Consider the following 14,723-nt stretch of genomic DNA (forward strand, 5'->3'; position numbering starts at 1 on the left):
TTACCAATCCTTCAGAGTGATAGTTTTGCTGCCGATTCCCGTGCCGGCCAAGACGACCCCAACGAGTTTGGGACCGATATTCTTGGTGATTTTAAAGCTCTCCTCCCTTTTGAAATCTGAGCCTCCCTCGGATTTTCCGATCACGGTCACTTGCAATGCGTGCTCGCCCGTTCTGACGTTGCCAACATAGATGCGCTGTACGCCCGCTTTTTGCAGAGCTTCGAGCTCCTTGAACGTATAGAGGTGATGAGCGACCGATTTGCCATCCAACCCGATATCGACGGCATCAAGCCGGAACTTTTCGCCCTCGGCCACTGACACAAAAATTGCGATCTGGGTGTCGGACGGGTACAGCAGCTTCTCTTCAAGCTGGTTCAGTTCCGCCGCAATGGAGAGAACATCCGTCTTGATCTCCTGCACCTGCTCGTCCAGCCCCTTGGTCTGTTCCTTGGGAGCTTCCTGCGCATAGGCAGGGAGGATTAAAAACAGTGCCGAAACCCCTAAAATGATCACCTTCAGAACTTTGAACATATTTGCCACCTCGATTGGTCCTAGCTTTTCGTGTTTGCTTCGATAACCCTGTAACCCCACCTGTCCTCCCCTTACCCTAAGGGGAGGGACGCTCTTCTCCCCCTCTTAAGTTAAGAGGGGGTCGGGGGGAGTTATGTAAGCCGGTAGAAGTCGAACTAAATCGTCCCGACAATGTTGATGAACACCCCCTGATGCCGGTAACTCAGGTCGGTCAGGTCGTCGGAGAAATCGCTGAAGTTGTAGCCGGCGCCAACCTTGACGTGGTCGCCCAGATGGCGGTAGAGTCCCAGCAGCACGCCGCTGCGCCGATCGTGGGCATCGGGCAGGTCGAGCATGCGCCCTTCGACCAGCCCATCCCACTTGTGGAGGAAATGCCAGTCGGCACGCACCACATACAGGTGGGCACGGCTGTCGAAGTACTCTGGATCGACCCGGTCCATGCTTACCTGCCCGAGCCGGTAAGCGTACTTTCCCCCCACGGTCCAGCGTGGCGTCAGATCGTACATGACATCGACCGACGCGATGTGACTGCGCTGAAGAACGCCGGCCGAAGTAAAGGTGCCGTTGATCTGTTGCGCTGCCGGCACATTGTAGAAAAAGGTATACTTGAACAGGGCGTTGAGCCGGTCATTGTTGACAGGACGGTAGGCATAGCCCACCACCGCCTCGGTATAACTGCCGTCGTAGAACTGGCCCTGGGAACTCGTGCTCTGGGAATAGTCGAATTTGCCGATGAGCCGCCAGTCCGGGGTCAACTGATATTTGAAGCTGTTTTTCAGGAGCCACGTGGTGCGTTCGACGGTGCTGGTGTCCGGCTGCTCCGAATCATCCACCCGAAATTCCAGGGCGCTGGTTATCTTCAGTTTTGCGAATCCGTAACCGGCATTCACTCCCACCGCCGTTCTCTTGATCTTGGCACCGGTCAGATTGTCCTGCAGGGTGCCGAATTCCGTTTTGGCCCCGAGATTGAGACGATCGGTGGGTGCCAGATCGACGCCGTAGGAATGCATGAGACCGGTGGGGACATCGCCATGGGTATAGCGCTCTTCCCCGTAGACACTGGCGCTGTCCGAGTAGCGGGTGCGAAACCCTGAAGTCAGGGTGCCCTTATTGGCCTGTACGCCGTTGTCCGTGCGCTCGTTCTCCAGGGCATAATTAAGGTAGATCGTAGTCCGGTCGCTGTAGAGATACTCGGTGCCGAGCCGGCCGGCCGTGCCGAGATTCCCCTCGGAGATCTCGCCGTTCAGCTTGAAACGGCCGGTCACGCGATAAGCGCCGCCAACTCCGATCCGGTCGTTCTCTTCGCGATTGCCGGTGGTCTGAACCGACTTCTGCGCAAAAAGGTAGCTGTTCCATCGCGCCTTGGAATCATACAGCACCTTGCCCACCACATCGGTGCGGTCCCCCTCTTCCTGGGTCAGGGGAACCACCGGCGAATGGTCTTCGCGGCTGTCCCGGCGCGCTCCCAGACTGAGCGTCCAGTGCTCGTTCATCTGGTAATTGGCATTCAGCTCAGCAGACTGTGTGTCAAGCCCCTTGTCAACGGTCCGCTTGTCGGCCTTAAGATGCAGCCCCAGACGGTCGGTAACGGGCAGTTCCGCCGTGCCACCGATTTGAGAGGTGTCCTGATCCGCGACCTGGCCGGGCGCTGAATAACCCGCCCCCAGTACCTGGTTGTATAAGGTGAACCGGCCCCGCCAATTTTTGTTGAAATCCTGCAAGCCGGCGCTGACATCGACCCGGTAGGCCGTGGCAGCCGTACGGGGATCAGCGGGGGTTTGGATGGTGCTATGATTGAAGCCGCCATCCAGCGAGTTCGTGGTGAAGAGATCCGACCCCTTGCTACGGCCGGTTTCGAGCTTGACCCAGGTATTGGCTGATTTGCGGACGGTCACGTCCGCCCCGACCAGACTCTCATCATTTCCCCCGTCATTGCCCTGGTTGCCGGTCACGCCGACCTTGACATAGTCGCCGATCCAGTAATGGGCCCTGCCGCCAAAGGTCATCGCATCCAGGTCCTCGACCCCGGGGGTGAATTCGTAACGGACCACCAGAAAGACGGGATTGCCGCCGGTCGAGTCGCTGTGCACCAGAAGATTGTCGGCCGCCGTCGAGTCGAGGGGCTGGGTCAAGAGCAGTCGCCCCTGCAGGTAGTCCACATCGTAATCGAGAACCGGGGTCAGGTTCTTCACCCCAAGCACGATGCCTGAATCCTTGTCGCGGACCTCGATGCGCACCCGTTCCGACCCTTGCAGGATGTCCTGCCGGCGCAGGAAGTAAAGGGAGCCGCCGGTCCCCCGAAACTCATCGCGGCCCGCCACCGTCCCCGGATCGGCGGCAAAACCGTCGACCATGAAGCGCTTCTCGCCGAAACTGGTGACGCCGGGGGGCTGATAATGGAGGTTTCCGCCGTAAAGCCCCCGGTCCACATGCGCCAGGTCGTTATCGGTATAGCCGACCCTGAAATTACCCCAGAGGCCGTAGCTGTCATCTTTTTTCAGCTTGACATAGAACTTGCCGCTGGTCGGCGCATCTTCCACCACCGTGCTGTCATCGCCATAGGTCGGGAAATGGTAATCGGGGTCAATACGCCGGAACAGCGCCTGGGGCGACTTCTCCAGGAAGTTGCTGAAGATCTCGTCCAATGGCCCTTCGCGCGTATCGGCGCTGGCAGTCAGCCCCCAGCCGTTGCCGAACTGGCCTTTCGTGTAGAAGGCAAGCCGTCCCTGGGCATCAAAGTCGTTGCTGTACTGCGGCTTGTCCGGAGCAAGCAGCTTGGCAGGGCCGCTGGTCTTGTTGGCCGACAGGGTCAGGTCAGCGATGCCCACCGTGAACCAGTCGTTCTTCTTCAGGGCCAGATCGCGCAGAAAGAGTTGGCCGTTGCCGGACTTGTCGAGCACGGCAACCTCAACGGTATGCATTCCCTTCGGCAGGATTTCCTCGGCGATAAAACGGCCCTTGCCATCCACCGGCCCCGGGTATCCGGCCAGCCAGACGCGGTGTTCGGCCGGAATCGCGCTGCCGTATGCCTGAACGGTCCCGCCGCTGAGCGGAATGTTCCTCTGCGCGATGCGGCTTCCGCCGTATCCGGCCAGCAGTTCCGTGCCCGTGTCCGCCTTGGCGACGGACGGATCGATCTGATCGATCACCCACAACGGTTGGGGCGTGGTCTCGTCGAAGTTGCCGTTGGCATCGTAAACGCGGACCAGATATTTAAGCTCCCGGACCGGGGCCGAAAAAGATTCGAAACCGGCCCGCCATTCCGCCATCCCTTCGCCATTCATGGGGATGACGGCCACGGCGGTGTCGTTGACGGACCGGGCCTCGTCGAAGACCCTGACCTCCGCCCGCTTGATGAAGCTGTGGTAGTTGGTGTAGAGGCGGAAGCGGACCAGGTTCTCGGCAAACTCGGTCTCGGTCAGGTCCTGATAGCGGATGCTGCGCGGCCAGGCGGTCACGTTCAGCCGGGGCTCCGTCCTGAGGTTGTCGTACTTGAACTCAATCTGTGCCCGATCGAGGGCCACGTCGGTGCAGCGCTGCACGTCCGGGATGCTCTTGTTCGGGTCGTCGACCTGCCTGCCGTCGACCGAGATCCGCATGAGATTGAGGGCGAAGGGGTTGGCCGTGTTCACCTCGCGGGACATGCGGACGATGTCCACCCCCTCGTAGTCATTGAGGGCGACAAGCTCGTCATAGATGATCTGCACCTCGACCCGCGAGACAGCCGACTCGGTGAATCCGGTATTGACCACGTCGCTGGACTGGACATAGCCCCGGCCTTCGAACTCCGCCTGTTTCCCGCCCGGTCCCATCTTCTCGCTCACCGCGGTCATGGCCCGGCGGGCGCGCGCCGTGGACCAGCCGATATCGTCGCCGTAGATCGCGGCGGTGCGCCGGTCGAGCCGCTCGTTGCTGATATAGCCGACAAAGCGCAGGCGGACGTTCGTCCTCTCCTTGATCTCGTCCATAAGCTGCCGCAACCGTTCGGTATAGCCGTCGTGCAGAGACGGGTTCCCGTTCTGGAACAGGATCGGAGCAATCGCGCCCGACGGCGGGTCGTAGACCCTGGTGACCGTTTCGGCGCCCGCATCCTCCGGACAGAGCTGCGGCTCATCGGGCAGCTCCTGAAGCGGATCGTCGTGCCAGAACTCGACCTCAACGCGCCGGTTCATGGCCCTCCCCTGGGTTGTGTCGTTGGAGGCCACGGGCTGCGAAGCTCCCTTGCCGTCGCTTTCGACCGCAACATTGGCCTCCTTCAGGCCGTCGTGGACGGCAAGGGCAACGCGCCGGGCCACCGCCTTCGACAGCCCAGCCTGGTCGCCATAGATACGCTCGTCGCGCCCTTCCAGCGGGGCATTGTCGCTATAGGCGATGAACTTGACGACAATATTCTCCTTGCCGCGCAGATTGATCAGCGCCTGCCTGATCTGTTGCAGGAACTCTTCCGGCACGGTCACCATGGCCGCGTCGTAGTGCATGGGCGCGATCAGGTTCTTGACACGGACGCGATGGGAATGGCCTTCCTTGTAACGCATCTTGCAGACCGTCTCGGTGCGGCAGACCTTGACGCGGTTCACCTGCCGGGAAACGATCACGTCCTTTTCCACCATCTTTTCGCCGATCTCGTCATACCAGACCTCAACCTCCACCCGCCGGTTGAGCGCCCGGCCGTCCTCGGTGGCATTGCCGGCGACCGGCTTGCTCTCCCCCACCCCTTCATAGGAGATGGCTTCCGGAGGAAGACCGAGGGCGCGCTGGCAATATTCGGCGGTGGTGCCCGCCCGTTCCCGGGACAGGCCGGTATTGTCGCCGTATTTCGCTTTCAGGGGATCGCTGAGCGACTGGGGGTCGGCGTGGCCGACAAAGTGAAGACGCACATTGAGGCGGCCGCGCATCTTTTCGAGCACGCCCCGCAGAAGCGCCACATACTCGTCGGGAATGTCGGCCTCACCGGTGCGGAAACGGATAGGGGGGACCACATTCGCCAGTTTGATCGTCTTCACTTCCTTTTCAGCGACCCGGCGTTTTTCCGTGCGGTCCCCCTGATCCTCCGCAAAAACGGACGGATCAAGAAGCCACGGAGTGAGGGCCTGGTCCTTAGGCAGGTGCGTTTCGGTCGTTTCGCCGCTGGCAGCAGCCTCTCTCGTTCCCGCGGCCGTTTTCACGGTCTCCGCAGGTGCAGTTTCGGCGCAGACGACGGTCTTCGCTCCGGCTACCGACACAAGAAAGAAAAATATAAGGACGATACAGCGCTTCACCATTGCTCCCATCTGCATTAAGAGGCCATTATCCGTTCGGGGTTGCCCAATGCCCGCCCCGACATCTCATGCTGAACAACCGGATAATCTTCGAGCCACAATGTACACAGGGAGACAGGATCGTTTTTGTGACTTACTGCTACTTTGTCATGCTTGCTTCAACAACCCCATAACCCCTCCTGTCCTCTTTAGGCCCTTTGGGTCCCCTTAAACTAAGGGGAGGAACGTTATTCAACCGACAGAGCTTCTCCCCCTCTTAAGTTAAGAGGGGGGGGGGGAGTTATGTCAGCAAATGTTGTTTCACATCACGGCGGCGACCCACGGCGCCAGAAGACCTCGGTTTCGATGGTGAGCGGGTATCCGCCGTCCCATTTTCCGGTGATCTCCTTCTTCAGCGCCTTGAGGCGGTCCTCTGCCACCCCTCTGTTCTCGGTGTCCGCCAGATACGACAACCGCAGCACCGAGGGGGCTTTCCGCAATTCTTTCAGCAAGAGACCGATCCTCGGCTGCCACTGCATCCGCAGCTTCGTGCTCTTCGGTTCGAACACCCCATCGGCGATGTCCAGTGACACCACGTGGTGGATGGTTGCGCCGAAGTTGAAACGGAGCATCTTGCCGCGCGTGGCGCGCTCCACCAGCGGGTTTTCACTGGTCACCCGATAGCCGGTGGGGAGGGTGCGGTCGTCCAGCTTGAGGATAAAGTTGCTGCCGCGGTCCTCGTCCGGGACCACTCCGCAGGTGATATGGAACCGTCCGAACTCGTCGGTGGTGGCGATCAGACCGCGGGGGGTCACGACGCGTGCGCCGGGCACCCCTTTTTCACCGGGATCGGGATATCCGTTGGCGTTGGCATCGTCGAAGACCTTGCCGATGATGTCGGTGCAGTCGAAGTCAGGATCGGGTGTCACGCGCACGGTCGCAGTGGCAACTCCGGAGGCAACGCTGTCAGTGGCATTATCCATCACCTGGGCGCGGTTCACATACTCGCCCTCGGAAACCCCGGAACCGACAATCATCAGGAAAGTGATGGTGTGATTCGTATTGCTGCTGAGTTGAGAAATGCTCCAGATCAGCTGACGCATGTTCATCACCGGCTCGATCTTCTGCCCATCCATGCGGGCCGAACCTGCCACGTACTTGAATCCGAGCGGGAAGGTATCGACCACGCTCAGGTTCCGCAATGCAACTCCCAGTGTGTTGTTGAGGGTGATCGTGTAGGGGACCAACTGACCGCGCGTCACGTTGACGAGCGCTGCGGTTTTCGTGATTGCGATCGCCGTGTTGAGCGTCGGATCGATAGCGACGTGGTTGTTGTAGATCTGGCTGTATCCCGGCTGAACGTTATCCAGCGTGAGATGAAGGTAGTGCGCCGTGCCCGTCCCCGCCGGCACCGAGACGGCCGGCGCAAGGCTCAATGCCTGCGCTTCGCAATAATTCGGCGTGCCCGGCACCGCATCCGCCGGAGTGCCGGGGCAAGCCGGGACAGAGAACGACGCCGTAGTGCTGCTGGAAGTCGGCGGGACCAGTTTCGACACGCCGACCATGTAGCCCGAGGCCGGCGGCGTGACCTGGATCAGGTATTCCCCGCCGGAGGGACAGGAAGGATCGCTGAAGTTCAGGTCGAATTTATAATAGCCGCTGCTCTGCGTGACCTGGCCCTGCTGCGCCGGATCGTTGAAACAGCTGCCGGCCAGCGGCGTCTTGCTTGATGCCTGAACCATGATCAGCGTCGCGCCCGCTATCGGCGTACGCATGATCGAGTTATACACCACGCCGTTGGGGGTCAACGGAAGGTTCAGATCCTGCAGAACGCCGCCTGCGCCCACGATGATGCTGGAAATGCGCTGCATGCCGTTGGTGAAGGGAGAATTGCACCAACCCAGCATTGCCGTATTCGCACCCGCACCCGGCGCGCGGAAGCGTAGCTCGTACTGGATCGTGGTTCCGGCGTTCGGCGTGACGCCGCTGAAATGGTAGGAGCCGTCGGCGTCGGTATTTACCGTGCCCACCAGACCCCCATTTTCGTACAAATCCACGGCCCAGTTGGCGGACGTCAGCTCGCCGCTGTCGAGCGAGTTGTCATAATTCCCATCCTGCCAAACCGAGCCGTTCAGGCTCCCGCTGCCCGGCATGCCGCCGACAGTAACGGAGGTGCTTGCATTTGCGGTCTGGCTGGGCGAATTCCAGCTGGCCTGGGCGGTGTTGGTAACAACGCTCCCGGTCGCCAAGGTAGCGTTCAACTTGACACGGAACCGCACGACAACGGACCCGCCCGGGCTAAGCGTGCCGTAGGAGGCGCCGTAATTCGCGCCATAATTGGCGGAAACCACCGGTGAGGTGAAGCTCACACCGCTCCCGGAACCGTTCATCGTCGCAGAATTGGCGACATAGGTAGCCTGATTCAAGAGGGGGGTCAGGTCATCGATTATCACCACGTTCGTGGCCGGGACCGTGCCGATGTTGGTGGCCTGGACGGTGTATTCCAGCACGCTCCCCGGCAGTGCGGCGCCGCCGCCAACCACCACCGCGGACTTGGTGATGGAGAGCTGTTGCGCGTTCCCTACCGCGATAACGGTCGGCTGGTAGCCATTGGTCGGATTGCCGTCCGAATCGGTCAAGAGCGGCGGCAATTGCGCGGTCGCCACGCTTCCCTGATTGCTGATGATGGTCCCGGTCACGACGCCCGAGTTGACCTGCACCTTGAAGGTTACGACACCGGTGCCGCCTGCAGCCAGGATCCCTCCGCTTACCCCCATCCCATTGGTGAGCGGCGATATGCCGGTGCCGGGATCCGCCACCGCCGCGCCGTTCATCTGCACCGAGTTCGCCACATAGGTGGTGTTGGCGGGAATCGCGTCGGTCAATACCACGCCCGTCGCAGGAGTCGCCCCCGAGTTGATCACGTTGATGGTGTACTGAAGCGTGTCGCCCGGGTCAACGAGACCGTTGCCATTGACGTCCCCGGCGAGCTGAACTGTCTTCAGGGCGTAGACCAACGGCAAATTGCCCACAACAACCGTGGTCGGATCGTTTTGCACAGGCGTCGCAGGGTTGTCGGAGGGTTGTTCGGGGAAGGGCCCGCTCGCAGCTCCGGAACCATCCACAAAACCCTGGTTGGAGATGAGGGTGCCGGCCACAACGTTCCTGCTGATTTGGACCTGGAATGTGACAGTGGCGACGTTGGTCGTCGTCGTGCCCGCATTCGCGGGCATTGCACCCGCCGTCGGATTCGCGGGGGAGTTGATCGACAGGCCGTTCTCCAGCGCACTGACCCCCGCGCCGGGGTCCGCAACAGCCGCCCCGTTCAGCGTAGTGCTGTTGGCCACATAGGTCGTATTGGGCGGGATCAGATCCCGCAGCGTCCCCCCCGTCGCGTTCTCGGTGCCGATGTTTTTCACCGTGATGGTGTAGGCCAGGGTGTCCCCCGCCATGACGGTGGCAGTGCCTGAGGTAATATCCTGCACCGTCTTCAGGACCTGGAAAGTCGGCGCCGACGTGATGAGCGTCCGGGTCGGATTGGCGGTCCCCGTGACGGACGGATCGTCGCTTAACTGCGTCGGCAACAGGGGGGAGCCGATCTGCGCCTGGTTCAGGACCAGGGAACCGCTGTTGATCACCGGCGCCAGGGTGACCTGGAACTGAATGACCAGCGTGTCGCCCGTCTCCCCCTGGGGAGCGACGCTCAGATTGCCGATACTCACCAGACCCGTGCCTTTGGTCCCGCCCGTCGCCGAGGTCAGTGAGGTATTCGCGCCTGCCGGAACGGTGATGAGCTTCAGGGTCCCCGGCACGAACATGGGGGGTGTATTCAGCTTGTCGAGATCGTCGGTCAACGTGAAGTTCGACGCTGGCAGCGAGCCGACGTTCTGAATCCTGAGCGTGTATTGCAGCGTCTCACCGGGCTTGGCGTTGGCGCCGGACTGACCGGTGGTCACGTTCTGGACGGTCTTGGTAAAGGTCAGCAATGGCGCCTGGGTGGTAAGAGTGAAGGCGTCCTGATTATCCAGTACGCCGAGTGTGCCGTTGGTCAACGGGAAGGTCGAGGTCTGGATGTTGCCCGGTGCGGTGACGGCCGGATCGGCGCTCAACCACTGGGTGGCGCCCGCAACGTTGGTCAGGGTAATACCCCCGGCCGTATAGGGATCGAGCGAGGCGCTGTAGGTGACGATCAGTCGATCCGTCGGCGGAATTGCTGTCGCGGACGACTTCATCGCAACCGTGAAGGTACAGGCAGGCGCACCCGCAAAGCTGACGGTAAAGTCCGTGCCGCTTGAGAGCGGTGCGGAGACAGGCGTAACCCCGTCGGCCTGGTAGATCCGTGCCGTGACATTGGTCGGCGCGGAGCCGCACATGCTCCCCGGAGATGGAGTGGTCACCTTCGGAAGGAAGTCCGCGAGGGTCGTCTGCCACGCCGTGCTGCCGCCGGTGTTCTGCACATTCAAGGTAAAGGTGCCGGGTGCAAGGGCAGTCATCGTGCTCGGACCGCTCTTCTGCATGGTCAGAGCGGGGCCGACGATGGTGATCGCGGGGCTTGCGCCCGGAGCGCCATTTGCCTGCGTGCTCGCAGTGTTATCGATACTGTCGTAGGTGTAGGTCGCTGTGTTCTGGAACTGCTTCCCCATGGCATTGTTGGCGGTATTGCCAAGCACCACCGTGACATTGACGACGATCTGCTGGCCGGCAGGGATGTCGATGCCGTTTGTGGTGTCCTGAATCACCAGATTCGTGGCAGTGCCGGTATTCACCGGCGTAAAGGCCGGGCCGGACACCCGTTGGACGCTGACAAAACTCATGTCCACGCCGGTAACGGAAGAGCTCAGATTGTCCAGGATGCGCACGTCGTACATGGCCGTGGCCTGCGGCACAGCCGGAACCGTGATGCTATAGGTGAAGGGCTGGCCGATGGCGGCCTTCGTTACTAAAGCCTGCTTCGACAGCGCCGTCGCCGCTGCGGTGGTCAGCTGGACAGTGGCTGTGCTGGTTGGACCGTAAACCTGTCGATTGGTAACTTGGCTTCCGGCCGGCACGTCCTGGCTGTCGAAGGAGTAGTACGTCGTGACCTGCGCCTGGTTGTTCAGAGTCATCCCTGCGCCGAGACCGGTGTCGGCCTTGACCTGATAGATCACCTGCAGGGTCTGGCCAGGCGGGATCGCGTAGAGATCGGGGGAACCGGAAACATCGAAATTCCAGGTCGCGACACCGGTGGCTGAACCATACGCCGGGGAAAGCCCGGGGAGCGTCGCCGTCACCGCATTGGTCGCGGTGTTGACCAGGGTGATGCTGGTGGTGGTGACACCTGTCTGGCGCAACCCCACCGGCAGCGCATCGGTCAAGACAGTGTTATAGGCAGGCGCTGCGCCGCTGTTGGCAATCTTGACGGTATACGTAATGAGCTCGCCAGCGGTGATGACGGTGCCGCCGTTCGCCGTTGCCGCGCTTTTGGACACGTTCAGCATCGGCTGCCAGAGATTGATGGTCGCGCCGGCGGTCTTCGGCGTCGCGGCAATACCGTTAATGGCGTAGCTGAGCGTGGCATTGTTGGTCAGCTGCTGCGCCGTGGGCGACTGTGCCAGCGTGTTCTTCACCACGTGTGCGCGGTATTGAATGATTAAGGTATTGTTAGCGGGGTTGTTGTCGACGGCGTTGGTGATGTTACCCAGGGTCCAGGTCAGGGTGCCGGTAGCGCCTGGCGCAGGCTGGGAGGCCACGGTGTAAGTAAAGTTGCTGCTACCGGTCGCAGGGGTGATGCTCACCACACTGTCGAGGGCCAGCCCCGTGGGGAGTTGGTCGGTGACCACCACATTCTGGGTCACCCCTTCGCGCAGGGTCAGAGCGAGACTGTAAACGACCGTGTCGCCGATGCGCAGGGTCGAGTCGGTGCCGGTGCTTGGTGCGATAGTCCAGGAGTCGGAGACCACCGATTTGGCGAGGGTGGTCGGATCGAGCGAGGTGACAGAGGCAGAGGCCGGACCGGTGCAATAGTTGTTCTGCGAGGTCACATTCGGGCAACCGGCGCCGGTGCGCTCCCCCGTGATTGCGCCGGAGAGCGAGCTCCAGTCCACATAGACGCTGTTGGTGATCGGCGCGCCGCTGGTTTCCACCACACCCACGTTGTAGGTCAGCATCAGTGTCCCGCCAGCCGGGATGTCCAGACTGGTGTCGCCATTCTGGCTGCCCCAATCCACGGCGCTGCTGGCCAGGACCCTGGGAGTCGTTATAAACCCGCTGACCGGAACGCCGTTGATCTGCGCTGTGGCCGAGCCAGGGACCAGCGATACGTTGGACGGCAGGAAGTCCATGACGTCGGCATCGTATGCTTCGGAGCCACCATCGTTATTAATGGTGACCGTATAGCGGAGAACGTCACCTGGTGCAGCAGGAGAGGTTATGGATTTGCCCGCCGGCGAGGCGTAGCTCACCGTCTTTGCAGCGGTCAGGTGCGGCTCGACCACCGTCATGCCGGAGGTGGTTGCCGCACCGCCGGTCGTTTGGGTCAAGCTGTCGCCGTTTATCTTGTCATAGGTATATGACGCGCTGTTGGTAAACGTCACGCCACTGTGGTTGGTGGTGGTGTTCTGCAGGGCCACCGTCACCTGGATGACCGCCTGGCCCCCCGCGGGGATATCGATACCGGTGTTCAGGTCCTGGAGAATGATATTGGTAGCAGTGCCGGTATTGGTCAGGTTCCAGTTGCCGCCGGATATGACCTGCGCACCCACAAAGGTCATGTTGGCCGCGGAGAGTCCCAGATTGTCCAGGATCCTCACGTCGTACAAGGGCACGTTGGTGGGGGTCGCAGGCACCTTAATGAGGTAACGGAACTGCTGACCAATCGTCGCACTGCTCTGGGTATTCGCCTTCGATAGCGGTCCGGGCGTCTGGATCGTCACCGGGGTAGGATCCCCTCCCGAACCGAGCAGTACCGTGCCGTTGATGTACGGATCATCACTGGAGCCGGACCACGTTTGGCCGTTCGAGTCGGTGCCGGTGAGGCTCGCCTGATTGGAGATAAGAGTGCCGTCCGTGAGGTTCGAGTCCAGCGTGGCATCGAAGTCGATCTGAATCTGCGAAGTGGTATTTGCTCCCCCTGGCAGATTCAGGCCGGTGATGGTAATGGAGCCTGGAGTCCCGCCGCCGGGTTGAGTGACGCTTGTTGAACCGCCCGCCGGGGTGATAGTAACGTTGGAGATCGAACCCAATGCCGCAGGCAAGTTGTCGGTGATTGTGATGCCATTGAGCGCTGGCCATGTAAAGTTCTGGAGCAGGAGGGTGTAGTGCAGCCTGTCACCCGGAAAGGCCGTGGCGGCCGGGTAGGTGCCGGTGGTCAGGTCCCGGACCGTCTTCTGAAAGTAATAGCCGGACAGCGCCGCTGTAACCTGGTAGACGTCCTGGAAATCCAATGTGCCCGGCGTGCCGTCGGTGATCGTCCTGTCGTACTCACGACGGCCGGCATGGCTGCTGTTCGCGCTGAACCACCTGGTAGCGCCGGCAATATTGGTAAGCGTCGTTCCGGATGCGACGCCAGTGCTGTCGAGCTGTGCCTGGTAGGTGATGATCAGACGCTGCGTGGGGGCGATTTTGGTCGTATCAAGCATGGTCAGGGTAAGCTGGCTGGCTGAACTGCTGCCGCCGTTCCAGGTGAGCGTGAAGTCGGTGCCATTTACCAGCGGACCCGAGACCGGGGTGACGCCGTCAGACGCAAAGATCTGAGCGGTGACTGTGGGCAAGGGCGAGTAAGTGCTCATACCGGCCGGGAGATGGTCGGTGATCGTGGCGTTCCACGCATCGCTGCCCCCGGTGTTCTGGACATTGAGCGTGTATTTCACCTGCGAATCCACGTTGACGGTTGTTGCCGAGCCCGTCTTGGTGAGCGTAAGATTGGGCTCGACGACGGTCATCGGCAGCGTCGTGCCGGGCCATGCCTGGAGATCGGCTATGTCCGTCGAATTGATCGTTTTGTTGAACCACATATTGGCAGTGTTGCTGAACTGCGTCCCTGCCAGGTTCACGCTCGTCGGGTTGTTATCGAGGACAACGGTGAGGTCGATCTCAACGTTATATCCAGCCGGGAGCGAAGCCAGAGCCGGATTATATTCATAGGAAAAGACAAGATGCTTGGTAGCATCCGACAGAATGCCGGGGTGATTGGAGAGCCAGGTACTGCTTGCCCCCAGCGTCAGTGGTGCGCCTCCGTTCAACGGCGTTCTGGCGCCGGAACCCGGGTTCACCAGGTAGGCCGCGTTGCTCACATAGGTAAGAGCCGCACCTGTTGTGGTGAGATCGTCGGGGATAACGACATTCGCGATATTGGTGTCGTCGGCGTTGGCCATATACTGGAAGGTGCCCGTGGCATCCAGTTTGCCCAGGAGCGGCACGGTGATCGTGTAGGAAAAGGGCACACCGATGGCAGCAGTAGTCTGGGTCGGTGGGTTCTTCTTACTGACTGCATCCACCGGCACCATAAAGGCCTGGCAGGAAGGACTGATGTTGTTGAACCCACCGGGCGCCCAATAGATCCAAAAGTCCGATTGGGTCGGGTCGTTACACGACATGTTGCCGTAGTAGTAAACGTTGGTGAAAGCGATGTAGAAGGATTGCTGTTGGGGAAAATTAAAATTGATGTTGGTGATTGGGAAACCGCCCATGGACTGCGGAAAGTTCTTTACCGTGCAGTTCATGTCAATCCCGAACGTGGAGGCAGATTGAATGGCCGCTAAGATAGCGGGGTTATAACCGTCAACGACTCCGCCAAACTGGGAGCAGAAAACGCCCGCAGCCTGCGCACGCGAGGCCGCACCCAGCACCAGGAGCAGAAGAGCAATGACGATATTGAAGCGAAGTGAGTAAATTTTCATAACGATTCGCACTCAGCCCTCGACAAGAATTGCACAGACATCCAAAAATAAATAAGCGCTCTCACCTTCCGAAGATGAG

Annotated in this window: 3 protein-coding genes; all 3 read right to left on the minus strand. The window is 60.6% G+C overall.

Translation table 11 applies throughout. The features are described from left to right. Entirely contained in the window at positions 1–531 is a 531-nt protein-coding gene (locus GURA_RS15670) for a hypothetical protein (protein ID WP_041245499.1), read from the minus strand. Positions 532–686: 155 nt separating this feature from the next. Continuing rightward, positions 687–5,807, minus strand: coding sequence for an OmpA family protein (locus tag GURA_RS25200; protein ID WP_327049716.1), 5,121 nt, complete (start codon positions 5,805–5,807; stop codon positions 687–689). Positions 5,808–6,094: 287 nt separating this feature from the next. After that, complete coding sequence (locus GURA_RS15680; protein WP_157046228.1) at positions 6,095–14,644, minus strand: isopeptide-forming domain-containing fimbrial protein; 8,550 nt, start codon at positions 14,642–14,644, stop codon at positions 6,095–6,097. Positions 14,645–14,723: the final 79 nt, after the last annotated feature.

It is taken from the genome of Geotalea uraniireducens Rf4, assembly GCF_000016745.1.
GTDB lineage: Bacteria > Desulfobacterota > Desulfuromonadia > Geobacterales > Geobacteraceae > Geotalea > Geotalea uraniireducens.